19 protein-coding genes are annotated in these 26,127 nt (G+C 45.7%); 17 read left to right on the top strand and 2 right to left on the bottom strand.

What is annotated here, in order from left to right; all coding sequences use genetic code 11:
- Positions 1–28: 28 nt before the first annotated feature.
- The 3 genes from ACMXD4_RS17640 (at position 29) to ACMXD4_RS17630 (ending at position 5,527) form a co-directional block, all read left to right on the top strand.
- Positions 29–1,282, top strand: a complete 1,254-nt coding sequence (locus ACMXD4_RS17640; RefSeq protein WP_415878934.1) for a hypothetical protein — start codon at positions 29–31, stop codon at positions 1,280–1,282.
- Complete coding sequence (locus tag ACMXD4_RS17635) at positions 1,279–4,590, top strand: DUF2126 domain-containing protein (RefSeq protein ID WP_415878933.1); 3,312 nt, start codon at positions 1,279–1,281, stop codon at positions 4,588–4,590. The genes ACMXD4_RS17640 and ACMXD4_RS17635 overlap by 4 nt, the downstream gene beginning before the upstream one ends.
- A 166-nt stretch (positions 4,591–4,756) precedes the next feature.
- Positions 4,757–5,527 carry a PEP-CTERM/exosortase system-associated acyltransferase gene (locus ACMXD4_RS17630; RefSeq protein ID WP_415878932.1) on the top strand — a complete coding sequence of 257 codons (771 nt, stop codon included), beginning with the start codon at positions 4,757–4,759 and terminating at the stop codon, positions 5,525–5,527.
- Between the two features lie 74 nt (positions 5,528–5,601).
- Here ACMXD4_RS17630 and prsR read toward each other — a convergent pair whose 3' ends face one another.
- Positions 5,602–6,978, bottom strand: coding sequence for a PEP-CTERM-box response regulator transcription factor (prsR, locus tag ACMXD4_RS17625; protein ID WP_171694500.1), 1,377 nt, complete (start codon positions 6,976–6,978; stop codon positions 5,602–5,604).
- Positions 6,965–9,064: an XrtA/PEP-CTERM system histidine kinase PrsK gene (prsK, locus tag ACMXD4_RS17620; RefSeq protein WP_205451161.1), complete on the bottom strand. Its 2,100-nt coding sequence runs from the start codon at positions 9,062–9,064 to the stop codon at positions 6,965–6,967. The genes prsR and prsK overlap by 14 nt, the downstream gene beginning before the upstream one ends.
- A 96-nt stretch (positions 9,065–9,160) precedes the next feature.
- Between prsK and ACMXD4_RS17615 the strand changes: the two genes are divergently transcribed.
- The 14 genes from ACMXD4_RS17615 to ACMXD4_RS17550 all read left to right on the top strand — a co-directional run bounded on the left by ACMXD4_RS17615 (position 9,161) and on the right by ACMXD4_RS17550 (position 26,107).
- Positions 9,161–9,634, top strand: a complete 474-nt coding sequence (locus ACMXD4_RS17615; protein ID WP_033155694.1) for a Crp/Fnr family transcriptional regulator — start codon at positions 9,161–9,163, stop codon at positions 9,632–9,634.
- 32 nt (positions 9,635–9,666) lie between these two features.
- Positions 9,667–10,404, top strand: coding sequence for a PEP-CTERM/exosortase system-associated acyltransferase (locus ACMXD4_RS17610; protein ID WP_171694502.1), 738 nt, complete (start codon positions 9,667–9,669; stop codon positions 10,402–10,404).
- Between the two features lie 80 nt (positions 10,405–10,484).
- The gene (locus ACMXD4_RS17605) at positions 10,485–12,884 is read left to right on the top strand and encodes a tetratricopeptide repeat protein (RefSeq protein WP_415878931.1); all 2,400 of its coding nucleotides are present in this window, start codon (positions 10,485–10,487) and stop codon (positions 12,882–12,884) included.
- A gap of 33 nt (positions 12,885–12,917) precedes the next feature.
- Positions 12,918–13,583 (top strand): polysaccharide biosynthesis/export family protein, encoded by a 666-nt coding sequence (locus ACMXD4_RS17600; RefSeq protein WP_240348059.1) that lies wholly within the window; start codon positions 12,918–12,920, stop codon positions 13,581–13,583.
- Positions 13,584–13,659: 76 nt separating this feature from the next.
- The gene (locus ACMXD4_RS17595; protein ID WP_033155690.1) at positions 13,660–15,207 is read left to right on the top strand and encodes an XrtA system polysaccharide chain length determinant; all 1,548 of its coding nucleotides are present in this window, start codon (positions 13,660–13,662) and stop codon (positions 15,205–15,207) included.
- Positions 15,208–15,230: 23 nt separating this feature from the next.
- Positions 15,231–16,130, top strand: a complete 900-nt coding sequence (locus ACMXD4_RS17590) for an XrtA-associated tyrosine autokinase (protein WP_205451157.1) — start codon at positions 15,231–15,233, stop codon at positions 16,128–16,130.
- Positions 16,108–17,787, top strand: a complete 1,680-nt coding sequence (locus ACMXD4_RS17585) for a TIGR03016 family PEP-CTERM system-associated outer membrane protein (RefSeq protein WP_415878930.1) — start codon at positions 16,108–16,110, stop codon at positions 17,785–17,787. Before ACMXD4_RS17590 ends, ACMXD4_RS17585 begins: the two co-directional genes overlap by 23 nt.
- A gap of 11 nt (positions 17,788–17,798) precedes the next feature.
- The gene (locus ACMXD4_RS17580) at positions 17,799–18,833 is read left to right on the top strand and encodes an XrtA/PEP-CTERM system-associated ATPase (protein ID WP_415878929.1); all 1,035 of its coding nucleotides are present in this window, start codon (positions 17,799–17,801) and stop codon (positions 18,831–18,833) included.
- A 4-nt stretch (positions 18,834–18,837) separates the two neighbouring features.
- Positions 18,838–19,965: a non-hydrolyzing UDP-N-acetylglucosamine 2-epimerase gene (gene wecB, locus ACMXD4_RS17575; RefSeq protein WP_415878928.1), complete on the top strand. Its 1,128-nt coding sequence runs from the start codon at positions 18,838–18,840 to the stop codon at positions 19,963–19,965.
- Positions 19,966–19,971: 6 nt separating this feature from the next.
- Complete coding sequence (locus tag ACMXD4_RS17570; protein WP_415878927.1) at positions 19,972–20,835, top strand: XrtA system polysaccharide deacetylase; 864 nt, start codon at positions 19,972–19,974, stop codon at positions 20,833–20,835.
- Between the two features lie 6 nt (positions 20,836–20,841).
- Positions 20,842–21,861, top strand: coding sequence for a FemAB family XrtA/PEP-CTERM system-associated protein (locus tag ACMXD4_RS17565; RefSeq protein WP_415878926.1), 1,020 nt, complete (start codon positions 20,842–20,844; stop codon positions 21,859–21,861).
- Complete coding sequence (locus tag ACMXD4_RS17560) at positions 21,861–23,066, top strand: TIGR03087 family PEP-CTERM/XrtA system glycosyltransferase (RefSeq protein WP_415878925.1); 1,206 nt, start codon at positions 21,861–21,863, stop codon at positions 23,064–23,066. The genes ACMXD4_RS17565 and ACMXD4_RS17560 overlap by 1 nt, the downstream gene beginning before the upstream one ends.
- Positions 23,067–24,203 carry a TIGR03088 family PEP-CTERM/XrtA system glycosyltransferase gene (locus tag ACMXD4_RS17555; RefSeq protein WP_415878924.1) on the top strand — a complete coding sequence of 379 codons (1,137 nt, stop codon included), beginning with the start codon at positions 23,067–23,069 and terminating at the stop codon, positions 24,201–24,203.
- Between the two features lie 20 nt (positions 24,204–24,223).
- Positions 24,224–26,107 carry an XrtA/PEP-CTERM system amidotransferase gene (locus tag ACMXD4_RS17550; RefSeq protein ID WP_415878923.1) on the top strand — a complete coding sequence of 628 codons (1,884 nt, stop codon included), beginning with the start codon at positions 24,224–24,226 and terminating at the stop codon, positions 26,105–26,107.
- The last annotated feature ends 20 nt before the right edge of the window (positions 26,108–26,127 follow it).

Here is a 26,127-nt window from a genome sequence, read left to right as displayed (position 1 = left end):
GCGGACAAATAGAGTTAGAGGAAAACGGATGATAAATTCACTGATCCACCCCAAACAGGGCGACAAGGCCAATTCGCCCTGGTTTGACGAGTTTCTGGTCAAGTTGCTGGAAAACCGGGATCGAACCGGCCTGACCGAAATGATCCGCGAAATCGATGCGTTAATGTTGACGGTGGAGCCAGGCTGTTCGGCGGCCTATGTCAGCGAATTGGCCTTGATGACGCCTTACCACTATTTGGTCACTTTACAGTCCGAGAGCCATTGGACTCACGTGCTGCGGATTGATATGAATTCGCCGGACTTGTTGGTGCGGGAAGTGCGTGCACCCGGTCGGGCTGACATTTTCCGCAGTCTGAACGAGGTGTATCCGATTGGCGCCCACAAGCCTAACTCGCGCTATATGGGTGAGATTTTCCGGGTCAGTAACCTGCATGAAGTGGTCGAGCAGCAAAAAGCCAGGGAAATTCGCTTTTTTAATCAGGATCAAATTCGCAAACTGGAATTGCCCGGCAATATGGCCATCGTCAAACCGTCGCCGTATACCCATAACATCGTCGCTTACTGGGAAAGGCCGCCGGAGGACATCCGAGTATATGCCTTGGGAAACAGCATCATCCTCGATGAAGTGAATCGCGGCTATCTGCAAGCCAAGGAAATTCAGGAGGAATTGGGGCTGGATAAACTGATTCGGCCCATCGATCATTTAGCCACCCGGGTTTACAGCCAGAACCGGGAAGTGGCGATTTTGGAATATTTGACGCTCTCCAGTTATTACTATTGGGGGTCCTACGATATTGCCAATCAGAATTCTTCGACCAACGTCACCAAAAGCATTCATTATCCCGAGGAACGCATTAGTCCGGCCAAAGTGTTTACCGCCGCCAATCATCCGTATTTTGTTAATCATTTGGTGGGCTTGCCGTCACCGACCGAAAGTTTTGTACGCAACTATGGACCGCGCTTGCATCATGTGGCTTTGGAAGTAGCGGACGGTGAGATCAACGGCCAGGCCAATATCGATTATGTAGTGCAGGCTATCCGGGCCAGAGGTAAGGACTTTCTGCTGGATGTCATCGGATCGCGTGAGGAAGGTTTGAAGCAGATTTTTTCGAGTGCGTCCGAGCATTCTTCGTTGATTGTGGAGTACGTGCAGCGTTTCGGTAATTTTGATGGTTTCTTTACAAAGCAGAATGTTGCTGAATTAACGCATGCCGCTGGGGTAGAGGAAAATCTACGCTTGTTGCAGGCAGAGAGTGAAGCAGTCAGTCCGGTGTCAGCATGAGTATCAGAGTCGCGATTAACCACAAAACCAGTTACCACTACGATCATCCGGTCCAGTTGACGCCGCATGTGCTGCGGCTGCGGCCGGCTTCACATTCGCGGACGGCGGTCAGTGCCTATTCACTGACCATCAAGCCGGATAAGCACTTCATTAACTGGCAGCAGGACCCGTTTGGCAATTATCTGGCGCGCTTGGTGTTTCCGGAAAAAACCACGGAGTTTTCGATAGAGGTGGATTTGATCGCCGATATGACGGTAATCAATCCCTTTGATTTTTTTCTGGAAGAATACGCGGAACATTACCCGTTTGCTTATCCTGAGCAATTGGCCAAGGAGCTGGCGCCTTACCTGGAGATTCGCGAGCAGGGGCCTTTGCTCAAAGGCTTTTTGGCCGGCTTGAAGCGGGATAAACAAGGCATCGTCGATTTTCTGGTAGGCATCAATCAAGCCGTGAACCAGGTCGTCAACTATGCAATCCGCATGGAGCCGGGCGTGCAAAGTTGCGAGGAAACCCTGGAAAAAAAGTTGGGTTCCTGTCGAGATTCCGGTTGGTTACTGGTGCAGGTATTGCGGCACATGGGTTTGGCCGCGCGCTTTGTATCGGGGTATTTGGTGCAGCTGGTGGCGGATGTGAAATCGCTGGACGGGCCGTCGGGTACCGATCACGATTTCACCGATCTGCACGCCTGGGCCGAGGTGTATATTCCTGGCGCCGGCTGGATAGGTATGGATCCGACGTCCGGACTGTTTGCCGGAGAGGGCCATATTCCCTTAGCCTGTACCGCAGATTATGTCAGTGCGGCGCCGGTCAGCGGCGGCTTTATCGGCAAGGCCGAGACTACCTTCGATTTTTCCAATCGTGTTAGCCGCATCCATGAAGATCCAAGGGTTACCAAACCTTATACCGATAGGCAATGGTCAGACATTGAGCGTCTGGGCGAAAAGGTCGATGCCGAGCTGAAAGCGGGTGATGTGCGCTTAACCATGGGCGGCGAGCCGACTTTTGTGTCCATCGACAACATGGATGCGCCGGAATGGAATACCGATGCTGACGGCGAGGAAAAGCGCAAGTTGGCCGGAAAATTGGTCAGACGTTTGCGCGACAGCTTTGCGCCGGGCGGCTTATTGTATTTTGGCCAAGGCAAATGGTATCCGGGCGAGCCGTTGCCACGTTGGCAGTTGGCGTGTTTTTGGCGCAAGGATGGCAAACCGATCTGGAAAAATCCGGCCTTATTGGCGGATGAGACCCGTGATTATGGATTCGATCTCAAGCATGCGGATGCATTTATCCGTGATTTGGTGAAACGGCTGGGCGTGGCCGGCGAGTTCATTCTGCCGGGTTTCGAAGATCCTCTTTACTACCTGTTGCAGGAGGGATTGGTACCGAAAAACCTGGATCCTTTGCAAGTCGATTTGAAAGACGACTTAGAGCGTCAGCGCTTGGCCAAATTGCTCAGCGCGGATCTCGGCGCGCCGGTCGGCTATGTGTTGCCGCTGCACTGGAGCTATCAGGCCGGCTCTTGGAATAGCAGTGCTTGGGAATTTCGGCGTGGGGCTATGTTCCTGGTGCCGGGCGATTCGGCGATGGGTTTGCGTTTACCTTTAAACAGTTTGCCTTGGGTGCCGTTTGAAAAGCGCGATCACCCCCATGAACGTAGCCTGTACGAACCGGTGGAGCCTCTGGGCGATATTGATTCGGAAGTTAGCCGTCGTTACAGTCAAATGGCCAAGCAGGGGCTACATCCGACCGAAATGGACGCAGCCGATGATGAGAGGCCGCACGATCCGGAATGGGTGCCGCATACCGCTTTGTCGGTTCAGGCCCGTGAAGGTCGTTTATTTGTATTTGTGCCGCCCACGACCGAGTTGGAACACTACCTGGACATTATCGCGTCGGTGGAAGCTACGGCAGCGGCTTTGAAAATGCCGGTGGTAATAGAGGGGTATCAGCCGCCCCACGATTTGCGTCTGACCCGTTTGCCGGTGACGCCCGATCCTGGCGTGATAGAGGTGAATATTCATCCTGCCGCCAGTTGGAAAGAGCTGGTGCACAACACCACTACTTTGTACGAGTTGGCCCGGTTGACCCGGCTCGGCACCGAGAAATTCATGCTGGATGGCCGGCATACCGGGACCGGTGGCGGTAATCATGTGACCTTGGGCGGCATTACACCCGCCGATAGTCCGATTTTGCGGCGACCGGATTTGTTGCGCAGCTTGGTCACGTATTGGCAGCATCACCCAGCCTTGTCCTATTTGTTTTCCGGCTTGTTTATTGGTCCAACCAGCCAGGCGCCGCGCGTCGACGAAGCGCGTAATGACAGCCTGTACGAGCTGGAAATTGCCTTTCAACAGATGCCGGAGGGCGAAGTGGCCGCGCCGTGGCTGGTCGATAGGCTGTTCCGCAATTTGTTGGTGGATATGACCGGCAATACGCATCGTAGCGAGTTTTGTATCGACAAACTGTATGCGCCGGGTACCGATGCTGGACGGCTTGGGCTCCTGGAGTTGCGTGCGTTCGAAATGCCGCCGCACGCACGAATGAGTTTGATGCAAATGCTGCTGCTGCGAACCCTGGTAGCTTGGTTTTGGCGCGAGCCCTACAAGAAGCCTTTGGTGCGCTGGGGGACGCAATTGCATGATCGATTTATGTTGCCGCATTTCATCGCCAGCGATATTTACGATGTGGCGCGCGATCTGCAAGCTGCGGATTATGAATTCAAGACGGAATGGTTCGCGCCGTTTTTGGAATTCCGGTTTCCTAGAATCGGTAGTCTGCGGGTTAACGATCTGCAATTGGATCTGTATCAGGCTATTGAGCCGTGGCACGTGTTAGGCGAAGAAATCACCAGCAGCGGCACCGCCCGTTATGTCGACTCCTCGGTGGAGCGCTTGCAGGTGTCGCTGAGTGGAGCGATGGGTGAACGCTATGCCTTAACCTGTAATGGTCGCAGGGTGCCGTTAAAGGCCACCGGCAAGCAAGGAGAGCTGGTGGCGGGTATCCGTTATCGGGCTTGGAACCCGCCGTCGGCTTTGCATCCCTCTATCGGCGTGCAAGCGCCGCTGGTATTCGATTTGGTTGATACCTGGAACGGTCGGTCTATCGGCGGTTGTACGTATCATGTTTCTCACCCCGGTGGCCGCAACTACGACACGCTGCCAGTTAATGCTTACGAGGCTGAAGGACGCAGGGTTAGTCGTTTTTGGCAGCACGGTCATACGCCAACAGATACCGTATTGGAATTGCCTAGTGAAGAGCTAAATAAAGACTATTCGTTTACACTGGATTTACGTTGGAATGCGAGCTAGATAGAACGAGGAAATTAAAAAACCTAATCAGCGAGTGTCAGTTTTTTTTACAATTTAGCTTGAAATTGACTCAATTTGCTATACCATCCTTACCTGCGGAACGAGACAAAGCGGCTATAGCTATTTGAACTTGTTATGAATATTTATTTATAGGGTGGGGTGTATCTTGAATCGACAGAAGCAGTCTTTCGATCATTGTTTCGAGGTATTTTTAGCTGATACGCCTGAAAGTAAAAAAATTCATTATCAACTCAGATACCGGGTTTATTGCGATGAAATGGGCTTTGACGATACGGAGCAGTTTCCGGCGCAGCAAGAAATCGACGAATGGGATAAAAGTGCAATTCATTTTTTAGTTAGGCATAAATACACGCAGCAATGGTTGGGCGGGTTGAGGATGGTCAAGCCCAAAGGTCACGTTTTTCCGTTTCAAGAAAGTAGTAGTTCACATCAACGGCTACCAAACGGCAGATACAAAAATTCCGTTGAAATTTCCAGGCTATGCGTTACTAAGGACGCAAGGCGCTTTGCCTTCAGAAACTCGGCTGTAGAGGTAGCTGAAGAAAATCGCAAAATTAGTTTTCTGCACGATTACCGCAATATCAATAGAGACATAATGTGGGGGCTGTATCGGGCAGCGGCGGTTTATTCCGTCCAGCAGGGCATTAAATATTGGTATATGTTGGCCAATCCGGCACTGGCGTACAGTATTAAGAAACAAGGCTTAGATATACAGCAACTGGGTGATGCTAGTCGTCAAAGTGCACGTCTGCTGTATTATTTGAATACAAAGCAAGTGCTGGAAAACTCTTTATGGTTTGAGGGTTACCGACACGATTTTCGCTTATATTCGGATATTGCAACTGACGTTCCTGTCGATATGAGGGGGCGCCAGGTAAAGCAAATCGGCGTTATTTCTTATGTGTCGAGAATCTGATTTATCCCTTTAAATCCGCCGCGTAAAACCCTAGCCTGCAATTATCAAGCGTTCTCGCTGGTAGGCCTTCTATGTCAATCCTGGTGTTCATCAGTATGATTACGCAGCAAAGCTTGCAGTCCGTATTTTTCAAATAAACCGTACAAGGTTGGCCTGGTAACACCTAATAATTTAGCTGCTTCGGATATGTTATTGTCTGCGTAGGTCAGTGCGCGTTTGATGGCGATGGTTTCTGCCGCTTCTCGTACCGATTTGAGATTCAGCGGCATAGACTTGTCGCTATCGGTACCAATTTCCAGCTCTTCGGCGGTGACGAAATTGTTGTCGGATAAAATGACCGCACGTTTGATTTTGTTCTCCATCTCCCGAATGTTGCCAGGCCAGTTATAAGCTTCAAGAGCACGAGCGGCGTCGTGGGAAAAATGTTTTTCTTTGGAGTTGTTTTCGCGGCAATAGCGCTGTAGCAAAGCATTAGCTATCGTAATAATGTCGCCTTCGCGTTCGCGTAGTGGGGGAATGTCAACGACGATCTCACTGAGCCTGTAATATAAGTCGCCCCGGAAATTACCTTGCGCAATGAGGTCGGGTAAATGGCGATGTGTTGCACATATAATGCGCACATCCACGGCAATTTCCTTTCTACCCCCTAACCGTTCTATGACCCGTTCCTGGATAAATCGCAGCAATTTTGCTTGCAAGGCAAAAGGGAGGTCGCCGATTTCGTCTAAAAAGAATGTGCCGCCCTGCGCATATTCGATTTTGCCTTTGGTTTGCGCGACTGCGCCGGTGAATGCACCTTTCTCGTAGCCAAATAATTCACTCTCTAACAATGTTTCTGGTATGGCCGCGCAGTTTACCGCTACAAACGGTTGTGAGGCGCGTGTGCTCAGGCGATGTAAGGCTTTTGCCAATAGCTCTTTACCGGTGCCGCTTTCGCCGATTAGTAAAACGGTTGCTTGAGTCGGTGCAATTTTTTCAATCATCCGCATGACCGCCTGCATTTGCGGACTGGTGGCGATCACGCCGGTCAGGGGCTTTTGTTGCTGCAATATTTGGTAGTCGCGCTCCAATGCGTCGAGTTGAAACGCTCTTTCTATAATCAGGCCCAAGACGTCCGGGTCTACCGGCTTTTGATAAAAGTCATAAGCACCTAAGGCTACTGCATGAATCGCATTTGCGCGATCATCATTGCCGGTTACCACGATTATCTTGGTGGCCGGTGCTAATGCGAGAATTTCCTTGAGAGTGGCGAGTCCTTCAGTGGCGTTGGTGGGGTCGGGCGGTAAACCAAGATCCAAGGTAACGACGCTTGGCGTATATCGTCTAAGTGCAGCTATTGCTTCGTCTCTATTACTTGCTATTACTACTTCGTATTGCTCGAAGGCCCATTTCAGTTGTTTTTGTAAGCCTAGGTCGTCCTCGATAACTAACAGTACTTTAGAAGTGATCATTATTTCCTTGATTTGCGGAAACTCGCTGAGCTAATGGTAATTGGATGGTGAAAGCAGTGCCGCGGCCTGGATTGCTATCGACCCGGATATTTCCGGACTGCTTTAGAATGTAATCGCGGGCTTCGTATGCGCCGATGCCCATTCCGGCGTTGCCTTTTGTCGTATCGAACGGCTTGAATAGGCGTTCTGCAATGAACTGTTGGTCCATACCTATGCCGTTATCGATAATTTTGATGACAGCATAGTCTTGGTTTTTTGTTAATTCAAGCTTAACCCATCCATCGCTTGTCGCTATGGCGTCTTGGGCGTTTTGAACTAAATTCGTCAAGATATTGGTCAGTTTGATTTTGTCGGCCGTCACGAAGCACTCGCTGAGTGTTGTGTCCATCTGCAACGGCGGAGTGCCGAGATGTTGTTGCGCGATGTTTTTAACCAATTCCACCAAATTGATGAAGGTATTGGCTGTGGTTGTGTTGGTCTCGCCTTGTTTTAACTGTTCGACAATATGGTGCATTTTTTTGACCACATTATTTAGTGTGTCTATGGTATCGTCGAAGAAGTCCGGGTTATGTTTATGCTTTTCCGCGTTTTTTACGATCAAGGAGATCTGGGCTACCAGATTTTTGAGGTCATGTACCAAATATGCTGAAAGGCGGTGATAAGTTTCAAATTGACGATTATTGGCGAGTTCTTCACTTGTCCGGTTGAGAGCGAGGGCGTTGGCAAGTTGCATTCCCACAGTTTTTAAAAGATCGTGGTCTTCCCAGTCAAGCTTTCGTGGCGCGCGCGCCTGCGTTAACACGACAAAAGCTTCAAGTTTGTTTAGGTGAAATAGCGGCACTATCAGCCACACTTGGCTATCTTCGTAGCACCACGGCGATAGATCTATGTCGTCGTATACTTCCGGAGCATGAGCCAGTTCGAAAAAATCGATCACCCATTGCTTGTTTGCTAAATATTGAGGCAGGTCGCCTATGTTGTGGAGATATTCAATTTCTTGCGGAGTGAGTTTGAGGTTTTGTTCTGCAGCTAGAAAAAAATGGCCTTGATCGTTTTTTAACCACAAACCGCCTCCTGCGCTCTCTACTAGGTCCGTTAACGTAGTTATGATGAATCCTTTCAGTTCCTCAAGCGACTCAAGTTTTGCCAATGATTTGCTGATCTTGAGCCACTCTTCACGGTAATCGTAGCTGTAGTGGAAAAAGTGCTTACTAAAATACACCTTGGAGATCGCTCGTATTTTTCCAGATGTAAACGGGATAATCAGCAGGAGAATGGCGAGAAAAATAAACAGAGTTTGTGCAGCCTCACCCCATTCGGTATTTGCGCGTTTGATATAAAAACCGGCAAACGACATAAGGATTAGATAGATGCCGCAACCGAGGAGAATCGTTGAGTAAAAAATAGTTTTGCGAGGTGTTGTCAGTTCCGTACTTTGGCTGTTAAGCTTTAGTCGGGTCAATGTGACTGCTAAAAGTGGTGTCATGAGTGCGTTAATTACACCTCGTGACTGCCAGAGCTCGAAGTCCAGGCTGCTGAATAGCAGTGATTTGCTGTAAACGAGCAAATCGAATGCGAATAGCGAGCCAAGGCTTATACACAGAAATTTGAGATTCCACCTTTGCTTCAGGGGGGTGCTGCGATAAAGCTGCTCAACCAGGATGAGGCCAAATACAGCGGATACAACGTGCGATGCGAAACGAGGATCGACGTTTAGATGTTCTCGGATTAGGGTTAGGCTGCCAGGGAAGATCTCGATACCTAAAACCAGCATTAAAATCAGGGTAACGACTACGCTAACGTTCGACTTAAATATTTGCTTGTGATCGTTGTATATTTGTTTGGACAGCAGCGTTCCAAGTTGAAGAAACCAAGATGCATTCCGGAGAGTTTCGTACGGTAGCGTGTCAGCGAAGAAGAAATGGCTATTTTTTGTGGCGATTATCACGCTTGTGCACCATGCTAACGAGCACAAAACTGCTATTATGAAAGGCAGATGCCAGTTTTTCCTAAAGCAAGCGTATAAAAGTAAAAAACCATAAGCGATGGCTGCGCTTAAGTAGCTGTAATAAATGTAGCTTTGCATTTAGCGTCGATGTTTAAGTGGTTTTTCAATACGTATAATCATTATACGACCTTATAAGCAGTAGGCAGGATCATTACTTTGCAGATTCAGGCTGACATGAAAGAATTATTTAGTGACGTACTAGCCAATGCGCAATTCTCTGACGGTTCCGGCTGGAAACGATATCGCCTAAATGCGGGTGAGACCATCGTAAAAAAAGGCCAGCAAGGAAATACATTATTTCTCATAGAAGAAGGTGTTGTTAGGGTGTTGGGTGGTGCAGAGCTGGATGGTAATCGGCGAATAAGCCCAGGTCTCTGCGATTTAGATGCTGGGGCGGTATTTGGGGATGTCTGTTTGTACGAGCCTAGGGAGAGAACGGCTTCTGTTGTTTCATTGACGGATGTGTGTTTACTTGAAGTTCGTAGTGATATGTTGAGTGTTTATTTGGACGATCATCCGGTGCAGGGTTATTTATTTTTGAAAGGCTTGTTTCAAGCTATGTCCAATCGTTTGGGATTGGCAAATGATCGAATAGAGCATTTACTGGCGTGGGGAATTAAAGCGCATGATATCGATAAATATTTGTAGTTGGATGATGCTCGTGAAAATGAGAGGGCAAGATGGATGTGGGGCCTAAGTTATCACTGGCAGAAAGTTTTAGCCGTTACTTCAAGGTGGGGCTCGCTGAAAGCGATGCTCAGAAGGAATTTGTTTTTCAAGTAAGGTACCGTGTTTATTGTGAAGAGTTTAAATATGAACCTGTTGAACGTTTTGCTAATCGCCTTGAAGTAGACGAATACGATCAATATTCCCGCCACTGTTTGATTACGCATTTGCAAACTGGTATCCCTGCTGGTTGTGTAAGAATGGTTCCTGCTATCGGGGAACGACAGAATAAGCCATTGCCGTTAGAAAAATACTGTGGAGCTAGTTTAGACAGCAAGCTTATAGATAATTTAAAGCTACAAAGAAATACAGTATGCGAAATATCAAGATTAGCTGTGGATGGGGCGTTTCGTAGACGTACCGGCGAGACTCTAACCCGCTTCGGTGAAATTAACGGCTTACAGTTTTCGCCTCAAGAGCAGAGGACTTTTTCGTCAATAGCAGTTGCTTGTTTTTTTGCCGCCACAGTCCTAACAGAGGTTGATGGACGTACAAATGTGTTTGCGATGATGGAGCCGTTCTTGCCGCGGCTGATGCATCGGTCAGGTATAGATTTTCAACGAGTTGGTAAGGATATTGACTATCATGGTATACGAGCACCTTATTTCATTACTACTCAGGCTGTCTTAGAAAATATGCATCCCGATTTGCTAGAGTTATATTCCTGGATAAAAGAAAATATTGTTAATTAATATGGCGGGAACGAATGTAATTATATATTTCTAGGCGATTAGTAAGTAGTCAAATAAAATATTGGGGTTTTGGTAATAGGATGAAAAGAAAAATAATCAGTTCCGTAGTTCTTGCATGTACGTTTTTATTGCAAACAGCGGCATGTTCCTCGCCGGAGGAATCTGCTCGGAGTCATTTGCAAAAAGGTAAGGAGCTTTTTGAAAAAGGGGAATTTGATAAGGCCTTGCTTGAGTTGAAGACAGCCAGTCAAAGCAGCGATAAGTTTGGTGAGACCTATTTGTATATGGCCCTATTGGACGAAAAAAATAATAATTTCAAGTCGATGCGGCAAAACCTGATTAGGGCCTTAGAATTAGAGCCAAGTTTGACTTCCGCAAAAATAAAACTAGGTAAGCTCGATATTGTTTTTGGAGATCTGGAGAAAGCATTGGAGCAAGCGGAGTCAGTTTTGACAAGTGACTCAAGCAATATTGATGCAAAAATGATCAAGGCATCGGTTTATATTAAGCAGTTGAAAAAAGATCAAGCAGCAGAAATAGTTGATTTTGTTTTAAAAGATAGCCCGGATAATGTTGAGGCTTTGTCATTGCAAGCTGCTCTATTTGCTGAAAAAAATGAAATAGATCAAGCTTTGGGGGCAGTAAATAAGGCATTGGGAGTACAGCCCGCAAACCTTCCTTTGCGCTTATTTAAGATAAAACTGGATGCAGGGCTGAATAACATAGATAGCGTAATAAAAGGTTATCAGGAGCTTATTCAGTTATACCCAGATGCCGGTAACTTTAAGCTGAGCTTGGCTTCCATTTACTCGATGACTGATAAGCTTGAGGAGGCGGAGAGACTATTGAGGGAAATGGTCGAAAAATCAAATGATAAAGTCGAGCCTGAAATAGTTTTGATCGAATTTTTAAATGCTCGTGCTAAAGATCGAGTGATTTCGGAGTACAAGGCTATGCTTAACCGCCATCAAGGGCAACCTAAGGTGTTGTTAGAGCTCTCGAAATGGATGGTTGCGTCAGGATATGCTGAAACTGGCAAGGAAGGGTTAGAACAAGTTGTTCAGCTAGAAAAGAATAACGAAGCAGGCTTGTCAGCCCAAGTCATTCTTGCGGAAATTGCGCTAACGGAAAAGCAGTTTAGTGCTGTAGAAAGCTCTTTAAAAGATATTCTTAGTATTAATTCGGAATTGATTCAGGCAAATTTGCTTAAAGGTCGTTTTTTGCTGGCTCAAAATAAAACGGATGAAGCTATTGAGTTCCTTAATAAACTTGTATGGAATAAAACTAATGTAGACGACGTTTATTCTTTGCTAGGTGATGCTTATTTAATAAAACAAGATCGGAAACAGGCTGAGAAAAGTTTTAAACAGGCGTTAGAAGTTAATCCAGCAAATTTGGCTGCCTTTTCTCGTGTATATAGTAACTACGTACAGGCCGGGCAAAATGAAAATGCTAGGCAATATCTTGAAAAGGCGTTATCGCTAAAACAAAACGACATTTTATTGCTTACTAGTAAGGCTGAGTTGGATATTTTAGAGAAAAAGTGGGATGGCGCCCAAGAGTCTATTCAACGGCTAGCACTTTTTTCTAAAGACAAGGCGATGCCTATATATCTTCAAGCCAATGTTTTACAGGGTAAAGGTAAGTATGCTGAGGCAATTAGCTTGTATGACAAGTTGATACAACAGTATCCTAATCATTTAAATTCTTTTATTAATTTAGTCAGATCTTACGAGGCTCTTGGGCAAAGACAGAATGCTGTTGCGTATTTGGAAAAGCATCATGTAAAGTATCCTGATCAATTAAATACTGTCGGCGTACTGAGTGATATATACATTGCAAATAATGATTTTGTAAAAACCAAAAAGCTGCTGACGGATCAGCTTAAACATACTCCAAAAGCAGCATCGATTTATCTCGCTCTAGCAAGGGTTGAGGCAATGATGAATAAAAATATTTCTTCAGCCAAAGATGTGTACTTGCGAGGATTGGAAGTCAATCCAAATGATCCTCAGTTAGCTATGGCTCTAGCTGCTTTGTATGAACAATTAAACGAAAAGGAAAATGCAATCAGGGTGTATAAAGCAGTACTCGATAAGAATCCCGATAATAACTTAGCTATTAACAATTTGGCCTCGTTATTGATAGAGTCAAACAGTCACGATGAGATTAGTCAAGGAATGGAGTTAGCAAAAGTATTTAAAGATTCCGAGAATTCGTATTTTCAAGACACATACGCTTGGGCATTAATTAAAGCTGGTAGTAATGAGGAGGGGCTGAAGTTATTACAGTCCTTGATTCTAAAAGAGCCTAAACTACCTGAGTTTAGATATCACTTAGGAGTTGCGCACATGAATGCTGGTAATAAAGCGACTGCGATAAGTGAGCTTAAACAATCTATTAGTTTGTCTGAAAAACAGAAGCGAAATTTTTCCGGTAAAGATAACGCAAAAAAGATCCTTGAAGAAATAGAGAATTGAGCAGGTAATTGGGTAACTACTTAGATTATGATTATGCCGATATTTAAAAAAAAGTTGTTGTATTGTTTGATAGCTTCTGCCCTTGTTTCTAGTATTGTTGGGTGTTCCCAGCCTTTACTTGAGGATATGCAACAGACTGCTGACTATACTTATCAGATAGGGCCTGGCGATAGTGTCAATATTTTTGTTTGGGGCAACCCAGAGTTATCTACATCAGCGCCAGTGCGTCCGGATGGAAAGATAACTGTTCCTCTAGTAGAAGAATTGTTGGCCAGTGGTAAAACGCCATTTGAACTTGCTCGGGACATTGAGAAGGTGCTTTCGACTTATATAAAAAGTCCACAGGTAGTTGTTATGGTTAGCGGATTCAAAGGGATTAGCACTCAGCAAATCAGGGTCATTGGGAGAATAGGCGGTGGCGGTGGTGGAGCCAGTGGTGGAACTGGTGGTGGTGGCGTAGGACGTTACCAGGGTAAATCCATTCCATACGAGAGGGGAATGACGCTATTGGATGTTATTATTCAAATTGGTCTGAACCAATATGCTGATGGTAATAGAGCCAGTGTTATCAGGGATGTGAATGGAGAATTGAAGCCGTTTGGCGTAAGGATTGACGACCTTATTGATGATACAGATTTGTCAGCTAATGTCTTGATGATGCCTGGGGATATTTTAATTATTCCTGATGCGTATTTTTAAGTGTTTGTAAGACGGTAGACTTTTTCTGTAGGTAGTATGTCCATTAATTTTAGATTGAAAACAACGGCTAGTTAATATGCAGCAAGATCTTTCCGAAGTTTATTTTTATTTGAAAGGTACTTTAAAGTACAAGCGCCTCGCCATCGTTTTCGCTTTGGTTGTTTGTTCAGCTGCTTGGGCGTACATTTTTATGATGCCTGATAAATTTGAATCGAAAGCCAAAGTTCATATTGATTCAGCTACAGTGATTAGGCCTCTCATGAGAGGTATGGTTATAGAGCCTGATATATCTGCGCTGATCAGAATAATCCAGCAGCTAATGTTTACGAGACCTAATCTTGAAAAAATTATTTCGCTATCTCAGCTAAGTAGATCGCAGGATAGCTCAGGATCTGCTACGGAATTGATTGAGAAACTTAAGAAAGACATAACAATTGCAGGAGGCAGAGGAGATATATTCGATATTGCTTATACCTCACAAGATCCTGAAGTTGCGAAGAGTGTGGTCCAGGCTGTTCTTACAGTGTTTTCTGAACAAACAGAGGGCAAAGCATTGGCTGACGCGAGTGATGCGCAACGTTTCATCGAACAGCAGATACGAGAATACGAGATTAGGCTGCAAGATGCTGAAAAAGCGAAAGAAGAATTTAAACGCGCAAACATTGATTTACTTAACGGCTCAGATCAATTTCAGAGTTTGCAGAAAATGAAGGAGCAGTATCTAGATGCCAACACGGCTCTAGAGCAAGCTATTTCTCGACGAAATGTTTTAGCGGAGCAGGTTGCTGAAATCCAAGAGTCTGAGGAAGACTGGGGTCTACCGACATCCACTCAGGAGGTATCTGCGGATAATGCAAGGATAGAATCTCTGAAAGATAAGCGCACTGAATTGTTGCTTAAATATACCGAACGCCATCCGGAAATAATTGAAATCGATAAGTTGATTGACACGCTGAAAACTCAAGAGAACCAAGCTAAGACGAGTCAGTCGCAAGTCAATGGAGATATACAGGCAGGGCTTTCCGAAAGTATTGGTGCAGAGAAAATGGCGAATCCCTATGTTCAGGCGTTAAAAATGGGGTTTGACAATGCTCAGGCTGAAGTTGCTTCTAGTCAAACTTTGGTTGAGTCAATTCGAAACAGGATAGCAAAGCTTGAAGAAGGTTTGAATGAAAGATTGACCATAGAAACGGAAATGAAAAATCTTAACCGGGACTATGAAACGATAAGCGGCAAGTACGCCGAGTTGCTGGATCGGCGTGAACAGGCTCATATTACCGAACGCGTTGATGACCAGACATCTCGTTTGAAATTTAAAATTGCTGATCCCCCTAGTAAGCCCAACAAGCCTAGCTCACCTAATAGAAAATTATTTTATTCTTTCGCGCTTTTGGTTGGGGTTATTTTAGGATTTGGTGTCGCGTTTTTGGTTTATTTTATACGTCCAGTGTTCATGTCAACGAGACAAGTAAGGATTGTGACCGGCCTACCATCCCTAGGTAGTGTGTCTCTTACCTCACAAGGCATAAGTCAAACTAATAATATTGACTGGTTACTTATTTCGACTTTTGCAATATTGCTAAGTGGTTATATCGGTATCATGATATTTGAGATACTCAAGTAAAGTCGTATTAAACAGGTAAACATATGAGCATTATAGAGAATGCGCTGAAAAAGGCAGGGAGCCAAGGGTTAGTTGTGGAAAATAATAGTCAAGAGTCGGCTACCACAGCTAAACCTGATAGGGGTTTCAGTGAAACCAATTTAGAATCGACTGGGTTGCGAGAATCTTCCGGGGCATTTTCGCCCGAACAACAGGTTGTTGTTGATTGGGCTAGTTTGGCGGAAAACGGTTTTATAGATAATAATAACGCAAAATCTCAGCTAGCTGAAGAATTTAGAGTTATTAAGAGGCCTTTGGTAAACAATATACAGGGCGCAGAAAATAATGGAATTAATCGTTCTAATTTAATTCTTATTTGCAGTAGTTTGCCTGGGGAAGGTAAGACATTTGTTTCAATTAATTTGGCTTTGAGCATTGCTAACGAAAGAGATAAAAAAGTTTTGCTTATAGATGCTGATGTGGAAAAGCCAAGTATATCAAAACAATTAGGGATTAATAGCCCTCGAGGCTTAATAGAGTATTTAGAAGATGATAAAGTAACTTTTTCAGATATTTTGTTAAAAACAGATCTTCCAAATCTTAGTTTAATTACAGCGGGTAAAAGACATAAATACTCAACAGAGTTGTTATCAAGTCAACGGATGTATTTGTTCGCGGAAGAAGTGAGTCGGCGATACAAAGATCGAATTGTGATTTTTGATTCACCTCCCTTGTTAGTTGCTACTCAAGCCCAAATACTTGCGGAACTTGTAGGGCAGGTAGTGCTGGTGATTGCGGCGGAAGTAACCCCTCAGAGCGTGGTTAATGAGTCGGTTGCGAAGCTTAGTAATTGCGATGTTGTTATGACTCTTCTGAACAAAACAAGAAAAGAGATAGATATATACGGTCACAATTATAGTTATGGGAAATATGGACATTTGTGACAGTAATCGTCTTTCCGGTTTATCTCTAGCTACCTTGCTTTCTGGTTTAAGTGTTGGCATGGTTTTACATTCTAGCGTCGCAATGGCGCTAGATTGGAGATTTAGTCCGAGTTTATCGGCGAGTGAAATATTTTCTGATAATTTGGCGCTTTCTGAAAATAACAAAAAGAGCGGTTTTGTCACCGAGATTAGTCCTGGAATTTCGTTGTATGGGAATTCTCCGTGGAGTAATTTCAATTTAAATTATCGTATGCAAGGTCTCTATAATGCGGGTGGTAGAGATGCTATAGATGTAAATCATCAGCTTAATATGAATTCTTTGTATCAAGCTGTTCGTAATACTCTTTTTCTGGAAACTGCAAGCTCAATTAGTCAGCAAAATATTAGTAATTCCTTTGTTACGACTGATAATATTTCTGGGAACGGAGGGCGGACTGAAGTAAAGACATTTAGTATTTCACCCTATTGGACGCCTCGTTTTGGCCAGTTTGCAACGGGTTTAGCTAAAGTCGGTTATAGTAAGTCTTCCTTTGAGAATTTAAATGGATCTGCGGTCACGCCGCAGTTGTCGAGTTTAGTGTCTGATTCAGATACTATTACGCGCCAGGCTAGATTGTCCAGCGGCAGTTATTTTAATAGAATTAATTGGGGATTAAATTATTCGTCGCAAGAACAGAGTAGGGTTGTCGGGCAAGATGTTCGATTTGAACAATATCAAGGTAATGCCCGGTATTATATCAATAACAAATTCAACTTTTTCGGGCAAGCGGGGTTTGAAAATAACGATTTTCAGACCTCGGCCAACAGCATAAGTAATGGTTTTTTTTATACTGTAGGTGGTCAATGGACGCCAAGCAAGTGGTATTCGCTTGAGGTCGGTATTGGTAATAACAAGCATGCTACGTTGCAATTTAATCCATCGGAAAATCTTAGTTCGACTATTACGTATCGTAATAAAGATGTTGGGTTAAACACTGGCGATTCCTGGGATGCAAACTTTAATTATCGAGCTAAGCAGGCCACTATTGCATTCAATTATTCCCAGGAGACAACTACACAGCAGCAATTGTTTGCTGAGCAGGGGTTTTTTCTTCGGGATGCATCGGGTAGTTTGACTCAGGTGGTTAATACTCAAGATTTAATTGCTCAGGGATTTCTCACGCCGGGCCCTAATGATCCTGTGACTGGAAGATCATCTTTAATTCGAGGCCCCAATTTTAACAATACTCAATTAGTTTTCAATCCGTTTGATTTGGTCAACGACGTGATTATTAGAAAACGTGGAAATCTTTCTTTCTCGTACCAATCGGGCAAGAGCAGTTATACCGCTTCGGTATTTAACGAACGTAGAACATATGAGGTTCGTTCTGGAGAAGACATGTCATATGGTGTTACGGGTAGTTGGCAATGGCAATTTGCTTCTAGAATGGATCTTTATTTGCGGCCGTCTTGGCAGCACACCGACGGAGAGTTGACCAGCAATTCTCGATATGATGTTGCTTTGGGGGTTAGTAGGGGGATTCCGATTAATCTTGGGAGGCCCTTATTAATGGATACTCGGCTCGAGTTTCGACATATCAATCAAATATCTGATTCGTCTCAATTTAACGGTTATGTTGAAAACAGGGCGACAGCCAATTTTAACGTACGATTCTAAATAGAAACTACATGTACGACGGATTTTATAATCTCACCCAAAAGCCTTTTCAGTTAAGCGCCGACCCAGATTTCTTTTTCCAGAGCTCCGTGCATAAACGTGCTTTAGCTTATATGCATTATGGCTTGACGCAAGGTGAAGGCTTTGTTCTCGTTATTGGCTCGCCTGGCACGGGTAAAACTATGCTGGTAAAGAGTTTGATAAAAAATTTGAATAAGGAGAAGTTGTTAATTGGTGTGATGATGACGTCTCAAGTGGGCCCGGAAGACACCTTGCGGATGGCCGCATCGACATTTGGTTTTTCATTTTCGCTGACGGATAAAGCCAGTTTATTATCGGGGTTCGAAAAATTTATTGCTGAAAAAGCCAGAGAGGGAAGGCGATTATTGTTGATCGTCGATGAAGCGCAGAATTTGCCTAAACAGTCCTTGGAAGAGTTGCGCATGCTTACCAATTTGGATGTTAATGGCAATCCCGTTTTTCAGGTGTTTCTAGTTGGGCAAACCGAATTAAAACGCACCATTTACTCCGCGGATATGGAGCAGCTGAAACAACGGATTGTATCCACATTCCAACTTGATCCGTTGGATTTGGAAGAGACTAAAGAATATATACTTTTTAGGTTGCAAACTGCCGGTTGGTCTGGAACTCCCGAATTTACACCAAGTGTTTTCGAGGTTATTCATGAGTTTAGTGGAGGCATTCCTAGGCGTATTAATTCCTTGTGTGATCGTCTGTTGTTGTTCGGTTATTTGGAGGAGTTGAAACTGCTGGATGAGCAGGCGGTCACCAAAGTGATCGTCGAGGTTAAGGAAGAAATGTTACTCGAAGCGGCTGACGAGGAGCACGAGAATTCCATGCCGCCTTTACATCGTTTCAGTGGTGTTGATTCAGAATCGCTCGAGCATCGGATTGCCAGACTTGAAGATGTTGTGACCAATCTTCGAAACAGTCTGAATAAAGAAAAGGCGCTGCTTAGAAAAGCTATTCTGCTGCAATTGGATATGGATGCCGTTTACAGCGACACAACAAACTCCCTGGATTAACTAAATGTTCCCTAAAGTCTTGGTTTGCGTGGTTGGCGCGCGCCCTAATTTCATGAAAATGGCGCCCATTATTAGACAGTTGCAAGCTGTGAGGCATTTGATCACACCTTATTTGGTGCATACTGGTCAGCATTACGACCAAGCCATGAAAGATACTTTTTTTCAACAGCTCGGTATTCCGGAGCCGGACAAAGATTTGGGTGTCGGATCTGGCAGTCATGCAGTGCAGACTGCAAATGTCATGTTGCGTTTTGAGCCGGTTTTGGATGAGGTTAATCCTTTTGCGGTATTGGTTGTCGGTGACGTCAATTCCACCATCGCCTGCGGGTTGGTCGCAGTGAAAAAGAATATTCCATTGATTCATGTTGAAGCCGGTTTGAGAAGTTATGATCGGCAAATGCCGGAAGAAATTAACCGAATTTTGACCGACCAACTCTCTGATCTGTTGTTCACCACGGAACGTGCTGCGGTGAATAATTTGATTAGGGAAGGTATTGATGAACAGCGAGTATGCTTTACTGGGAATGTGATGATCGATACGCTTTTGGCTAACTGCAAGCAAGCTTCTTCTTTGGCGGAAACATTGCAGCGATACGGTTCTAAGCAGGTTGTTTTGGAAAAAGCTTACGCCTTATTAACATTACACCGGCCTTCTAATGTTGACGAACCCGAAACACTGGCGCGTTTGGTTCAGGTCGTGGGTGATATTAGTGAAAAACTCCCTGTGATATTTCCGGTTCACCCACGCACACAGCAGAAAATTGCGGAAGCGGGTTTATTGCAAATGTTGCCGCAGCAGAGGGTGATAATGTTGCCGCCAGTGGCATATCTGGAAATGCTCGGTTTGATGCAATCTGCCCAGTTGGTTTTGACTGATTCCGGTGGCTTACAGGAAGAAACCACCGCGTTGGGTGTGCCTTGTGTGACTTTGCGGGAAAATACCGAAAGGCCGATTACGATCACTGAGGGAACTAATACTATTGTGGGAACCGATCCGGCCAAAATCATGCAATGTGTGGATGATATTCTGCGCACTGGCGGTAAGAGCGGTCGAGTCCCGGAATATTGGGATGGTAAAGCGGCTGGTCGCATCGTCGATGAAATTGTGCGTCGTTATGAGTTGGCAGGGTAAGGCAGTATGAATTTGCCAGTGCGGGTTAACGCCATGACGGTCGATGTCGAGGATTATTTTCAGGTCTCGGCTTTCGAGGCAAATATTCAGCGTGATCAGTGGGATAGATTGCCGCATCGGGTAGAGCAGAACACCCAGAGAATTTTGGATTTGTTTGCTCAACATCATGTAAAAGCCACGTTTTTTACTTTAGGCTGGGTGGCTGAGCGTTATCCGCAGTTGGTCAAGCGGATTGTCGATGAAGGGCATGAACTCGCGTCGCATGGTTATCAACACACCCGAGTAACCGGACAAACACCGGCGCAGTTCCGGGAAGACATTAGAATTAGTCGGCAGATTCTCGAAGATATTGGTGGTCAGCCAATTGTAGGTTATCGTGCTGCCAGCTATTCGATAGGTGCAAAGAACCTCTGGGCGCTTGAGGTATTAGCAGACGAGGGCTTTCAATACAGTTCCAGTATATATCCTGTAAAACACGATTTATACGGTATGCCGGGCGCTCCCCGCTTCGCTTACCGGCCGGATAACGCACCTAGACTGTTGGAAATACCTATTACTACTTTGAAAATACTGGATCGTAATATCCCCTGTGGCGGCGGCGGGTTTTTTCGATTATATCCGTATCAATTTTCGAAGTGGGCTTATCGCCACCTCAATAAACACGAAAACCAGTCAGGCATTTTTTATTTTCACCCTTGGGAAATAGATCCAGAGCAACCGCGGCAGCATGACCTGTCATTTAAAACCCGCTTCAGACATTATCTAAATCTGGGTCGAATGGAAAATCGCCTTAACAGCTTACTTGCTGATTTTGCTTGGGATACCATGCAGAGCGTGTTTCTAAGCAAACAAACAGACATATCTTCATAGTCAGTCATGATCAAATTACTTGAGCCAGCCCAAAGAGAGCGTTGGGATCACTATGTCATGGCGTCGGCCGATGGCAGTTTTTTTCATTTATCGGCTTGGCAGCAAGTGATAAAGCAGGCTTTCGGGCATAACACCTATTATTACTACACAGAGCAAGATGGTGAAATTACCGGTATTTTGCCCTTGACTCATGTCAATAGCTTGTTGTTTGGTAATTCTTTGGTTTCAAATGCATTTTGTGTTTATGGTGGAATTGTCGCAAGCAATGATGAAGCCTTCGCAGGCTTACAAAGCAAAGCACAACAACTTGCTAGGGAATTGGGCGTGGATAGTCTGGAGATGAGAAGTCGACAACAGCATCACCCGGATTGGCCGCACAAAGAACTCTATGTCACGTTTAGAAAAGAACTCGATCCAGATGTCGAAAAAAATCTGAATGCGATTCCGCGTAAACAGCGGGCAATGGTGCGGGCCGGCATTAAAGCCGATCTTACCAGTGTCGTAGACGATAATGTCGAACGTTTGTATCGCGCCTATTCCGAAAGTGTCCGGAATTTAGGCACCCCGGTTTTTCCGAAAAGATATTTTCAAATTTTGCAGGATGTATTTGGTGAGAGTTGCGAGGTACTCACAATAGAGCGCGAAGGTCAATTAGTGGCCAGCGTAATGAGTTTTTATTTCAAGGACGAGGTTTTGCCCTATTACGGCGGCGGCACCGACGCCGCCCGTGATTTGAAAGGCAACGATTTTATGTATTGGGAAGTGATGCGGCGTGCGGTGGAAAAGGGCTGCAAGATTTTCGATTATGGTCGCAGTAAAGTTGGCACGGGCTCTTATCGCTTTAAAAAGCACTGGGGTTTTGAACCGGAACCGCTCTACTACGAGGTTGATTTGGTTAAAGCCAAACAAATACCCGAAATCAATCCGCTAAATCCTAAATATCGCTTGTTTATTGCGGCTTGGAAGCGCTTGCCTTTGCCGCTTAGTCAGCTGATTGGCCCTTGGCTTGCCAAGGACTTAGGCTAATGGAAAAGCCTAAATTACTTTACTTGGTCCATCGTATTCCTTATCCGCCCAACAAGGGCGATAAGATTCGTTCATTTCATTTTTTGCAGGCGTTAGCCGCCGAATACCGGATATTCCTCGGTACCTTTATCGATGATCCTGATGACAGGTGGCATCTCGACGCCTTAAAGTCTTTCTGTGCGGATACTTGCTGTATCGAATTAAATCCCAAGATCGGTAAAATTAAAAGCTTGGCGGGCTTGTTGAGTGGCGAAGCCTTGAGTTTGCCGTATTATCGAAACCGTGGGTTGCAAGAGTGGGTGGATAAGACTATTCACGAACAGGGTATTGAGCGGGCGATGATTTTTTCATCGCCGATGGCGCAATACGTGGAGAAATATACCAACTTGTATTGTGTGGCCGATTTTGTCGATGTCGATTCCGATAAATGGCAGCAATATGCCTTCAGCAAGCGCTGGCCAGCCAATTGGGTTTACCGGCGTGAAGCCGAAAAGCTTTTGGCCTATGAGCGACGTATCGCAGCATGGGCTGATGCGACAATATTCGTATCCGAACAAGAAGCAGGTTTGTTCAAAGCTTTGGCGCCTGAATGGGCAAGCAAAATTGGTTTTGTGAACAACGGTGTGGATACGGATAGTTTCGATCCGGATTTGTCTTGGCAAACGCCCTTTCCGGCCAAGCAGCACGCTATAGTTTTCACGGGAGCGATGGATTATTGGGCCAATGTTGATGCGGTCAAATGGTTTGCCGAGCAGGTATTGCCAGTTATTAAAAGCCGCCTGCCTAAAGTACATTTTTATATAGTGGGTTCCAAGCCTGCCAAAGAGGTGTTGCAACTGGCGGATAAAGACTCAGGCGTCATTGTGACCGGTCGGGTTGACGATGTCAGGCCCTATGTAGCTTTTGCTGACGTTGTCGTCGCACCCTTGCGAATTGCCAGAGGGATTCAAAACAAGGTGTTGGAAGCGATGGCGATGGCGAAGCCGATAGTGGCTACTACGGCGGCTATGGAAGGTATACCTGGTGGGGCGGATCTGCAGGTGGCGATAACTGACGCTCCCGAAGACTTTGCCTGCCAAGTTTTACGGTTTTTGAGTCAGCCGGTCGAATCAGCTAACATCAATCGCCGCTATGTAGAAAGCGATTTCAGTTGGGAGCAGAACGGCCAACGCTTGTGCCGATTGATAGCGGGCGAGTCTGCATAAATGTCCAAGCCGTTACCGCCCTTAATCGTGCACATCATTTATCGGCTAGGTATCGGCGGTCTGGAGAACGGTCTGGTCAATATCATCAACAATCTACCGGAAGACAGTTACCGGCATGCCATTATCTGTTTGGCGGATAGTACCGAATTCAGTCAACGTATCAAGCGGCAAGATGTGGTTGTTCATCAGTTGCATAAACGGCCAGGGCAGGATTGGGCGTCGTTTTATACAGTCTATCGCTTGTTGAAGCAATGGCGGCCCGCTATCGTGCATACCCGTAATTTAGCGGCTATCGAATATCAGATTTGCGCATTGTTAGCCGGCGTGCCTTATCGCGTACATGGCGAGCATGGTTGGGATGTCTTCGACCCAGACGGCAGTAATGTCAAATATCAATGGCTAAGGCGGGGTTTAGGTTTAATCATTCATCGCTTCATTCCTTTGTCGCAGCATTTACAGGATTATCTGCTGAATCGAGTGGGCATTTCTTCAGATAAAATCACGCGAATCTGTAACGGTGTCGATACCAAAACGTTTTATCCTCGTGCCGGAAGTAGACAAATACCGGACGGTTGCTCACTGAATTTGCATGAAAAGCTGGTGATCGGTACGGTCGGGCGCATGCACGGCGTGAAAGATCAATTGACGCTGGTTAGGGCGTTTATCGATGCATGTCAAAAATCCCCAGAATTTGCCCAAATAACCCGATTGTTTTTGATTGGTGACGGGCCTTTGCGAGCCGAAGCGTTTGAGTTATTGAGTGTCGCCGGTCTTGCCGATAAAGTCTGGTTGCCCGGTGAACGTAACGACATCGCCAAAATCCTGCGTAGCCTGGATATTTTTGTATTGCCGTCAAAAGCCGAAGGTATTTCTAATACTATATTGGAAGCGATGGCTAGCGGTTTGCCGGTTATAGCAACTCGTGTCGGCGGTAACCCCGAGTTGGTGCTGGATGGAAAGACCGGATGCCTGGTAGAAAAAGAGGATGTAGCGGGATTGTCATTCGCGATGCGTGATTTGGCGTTGGATGATAGCAAACGGCAGCAACTGGGCGCAGCTTCGCTTAGGCGGATTCAGGCGGAATTTTCAATCGATAGCATGGTGGATCGCTATCGGCAAGTTTATGACAAGCAGTAAATGATTCAGAGAGAACTCATATGTGCGGCATAGTCGGTATTTTCGATATTACAGGTGCTAGTGAAATAGACCGCAATTTGTTGTCGCGGATGAACGAATCGCAGTTCCACCGGGGACCAGACGAAGGCGGTTTGCATACCGAGCCCGGTTTGGGTTTTGGACACCGCAGACTGTCCATTATTGACTTGTCCAGCGGTCAACAACCCATGCATAGTCAGGATGGCAATGTGGTGTTGACTTATAACGGCGAGGTCTACAATTTTCCGGAATTGCGAGAAGAATTGGAGGCATTGGGCTTTAGTTTCAGGACGCATTGCGATACAGAAGTCATTCTCTATGCTTGGCAGGCTTGGGGTGAGTTGTGCGTGGAACGCTTGCGCGGCATGTTTGCATTTGGGATTTGGGATAGGCCGCGGCAGACCTTATTTTTGGCTAGAGATCGTCTCGGCGTAAAACCGCTGTTTTATGCTGAATTAAGTAACGGTCAGTTCATTTTCGGTTCCGAACTGAAAGCATTAAAACAACACCCTTTACTGCCTAAAAATGTTGACCCTACTGCGGTAGAGGACTATTTCGGCTTTGGCTATATTCCCGATCCAAAAACCATATATAAAGGTGTTTACAAGCTTGAGCCTGGATATTGTTTAACGATTAAACGAGGACAGAACGGCTTTCGGCCTAAACAATATTGGGATGTTAAATTTCAGACGGCCTCTGCGGGCAACGCAGTAGAAGCCGGTGAAGAGTTAATCGAGCGCTTGCGCGAGGCTGTGAAAATTAGAATGGTCGCTGACGTGCCATTGGGGGCATTTCTGTCTGGCGGCGTCGATTCCAGTGGTGTCGTGGCATTGATGGCAGGACTATCCAAAGAACCGGTCAATACTTGTTCGATTTCCTTCGGCGATCCTAAATTTAACGAAGCGCAATTCGCCGCTCAGGTTGCGGACCGCTATCACACTGCACATAGAGTCGAACAAGTCGATCCCGAAGACTTTAGTTTGATTGATCAGTTGTCCGGTTTATATGACGAGCCCTATGCCGACAGCTCTGCCTTACCTACTTACCGGGTTTGCGAGTTGGCCAAGAAGCAGGTGACCGTGGTGTTATCTGGCGACGGCGGCGACGAGAATCTGGCTGGCTACAGGCGCTATCGCTGGCATACCTATGAAGAGAGGACGAGGGCATTATTGCCTGATGCGTTGCGGATGCCTTTGTTCTCTGCTTTGGGCAAGGTATATCCAAAGCTGGATTGGGCGCCCAAGGTTTTACGGGCAAAAACAACATTCGAGTCTATTGGTAGAGATTCGATGGCAGGTTATTTTCACAGTGTCTCGGTACTCTCCAACGGCATGCGCAGCCAATTATTTAGCGATAGTCTAAAGAGCGAGTTGCAGGGTTATCAAGCTATTGAAGTATTCCGTCGGTATAGTCAGCAAGCCCCTGATCATCCCTTGTCGATGGTGCAATATTTGGATTTAAAAACTTATTTGGCTGGAGATATTCTGACTAAGGTTGATCGGGCTAGTATGGCCCATGCCTTGGAGGTCCGGGTGCCGTTGCTAGATCACAAGTTAGTGGAATGGATGGCAACCTTGCCACCTAATTTAAAACTGCATGGGCGAGAAGGTAAATATCTTTTTAAGAAAGCGTTGGAACCTTATTTGCCCAGTGATATTCTTTACCGGCCCAAAATGGGGTTTGCAGTGCCATTGAGTAGTTGGTTTAGAGGGCCGTTAAAGCTGCGTGTTCAGCAGGCCTTGCTGGGGGAAACTCTGAAAAGCACTGGGTGGTTCGATGACGCTTATTTGCATCAGTTGGTTACTCAGCATCAGTCCGGGCTGCGCGATTACAGCGCGTCGATTTGGTCATTGCTGATGTTTGAAGCGTTTCTTCGAAATAGTTAAATGATCGACTTTCAAATTCT

The sequence above is a fragment of the Methylomonas sp. TEB genome (assembly GCF_047777895.1).
In the GTDB taxonomy this organism is placed as follows: domain Bacteria; phylum Pseudomonadota; class Gammaproteobacteria; order Methylococcales; family Methylomonadaceae; genus Methylomonas.
Note: the sequence above shows the minus strand (reverse complement) of the source record. Positions and strands in the feature narration are given on the sequence as shown.

Excerpts from the sequence above, each read along its gene's own strand:
- ACMXD4_RS17565 (WP_415878926.1), top strand. The coding sequence starts at position 20,842 with ATGATCAAATTACTTGAGCCAGCCCAAAGAGAGCGTTGGGATCACTAT.
- prsK (WP_205451161.1), bottom strand. The coding sequence starts at position 9,064 with ATGCAAAGCTACATTTATTACAGCTACTTAAGCGCAGCCATCGCTTAT.
- wecB (WP_415878928.1), top strand. The coding sequence starts at position 18,838 with ATGTTCCCTAAAGTCTTGGTTTGCGTGGTTGGCGCGCGCCCTAATTTC.
- ACMXD4_RS17615 (WP_033155694.1), top strand. The coding sequence starts at position 9,161 with ATGAAAGAATTATTTAGTGACGTACTAGCCAATGCGCAATTCTCTGAC.
- prsR (WP_171694500.1), bottom strand. The coding sequence starts at position 6,978 with ATGATCACTTCTAAAGTACTGTTAGTTATCGAGGACGACCTAGGCTTA.
- ACMXD4_RS17590 (WP_205451157.1), top strand. The coding sequence starts at position 15,231 with ATGAGCATTATAGAGAATGCGCTGAAAAAGGCAGGGAGCCAAGGGTTA.
- ACMXD4_RS17570 (WP_415878927.1), top strand. The coding sequence starts at position 19,972 with ATGAATTTGCCAGTGCGGGTTAACGCCATGACGGTCGATGTCGAGGAT.
- ACMXD4_RS17595 (WP_033155690.1), top strand. The coding sequence starts at position 13,660 with ATGCAGCAAGATCTTTCCGAAGTTTATTTTTATTTGAAAGGTACTTTA.
- ACMXD4_RS17610 (WP_171694502.1), top strand. The coding sequence starts at position 9,667 with ATGGATGTGGGGCCTAAGTTATCACTGGCAGAAAGTTTTAGCCGTTAC.
- ACMXD4_RS17550 (WP_415878923.1), top strand. The coding sequence starts at position 24,224 with ATGTGCGGCATAGTCGGTATTTTCGATATTACAGGTGCTAGTGAAATA.
- ACMXD4_RS17585 (WP_415878930.1), top strand. The coding sequence starts at position 16,108 with ATGGGAAATATGGACATTTGTGACAGTAATCGTCTTTCCGGTTTATCT.
- ACMXD4_RS17560 (WP_415878925.1), top strand. The coding sequence starts at position 21,861 with ATGGAAAAGCCTAAATTACTTTACTTGGTCCATCGTATTCCTTATCCG.
- ACMXD4_RS17580 (WP_415878929.1), top strand. The coding sequence starts at position 17,799 with ATGTACGACGGATTTTATAATCTCACCCAAAAGCCTTTTCAGTTAAGC.
- ACMXD4_RS17635 (WP_415878933.1), top strand. The coding sequence starts at position 1,279 with ATGAGTATCAGAGTCGCGATTAACCACAAAACCAGTTACCACTACGAT.
- ACMXD4_RS17600 (WP_240348059.1), top strand. The coding sequence starts at position 12,918 with ATGCCGATATTTAAAAAAAAGTTGTTGTATTGTTTGATAGCTTCTGCC.
- ACMXD4_RS17640 (WP_415878934.1), top strand. The coding sequence starts at position 29 with ATGATAAATTCACTGATCCACCCCAAACAGGGCGACAAGGCCAATTCG.
- ACMXD4_RS17555 (WP_415878924.1), top strand. The coding sequence starts at position 23,067 with ATGTCCAAGCCGTTACCGCCCTTAATCGTGCACATCATTTATCGGCTA.
- ACMXD4_RS17605 (WP_415878931.1), top strand. The coding sequence starts at position 10,485 with ATGAAAAGAAAAATAATCAGTTCCGTAGTTCTTGCATGTACGTTTTTA.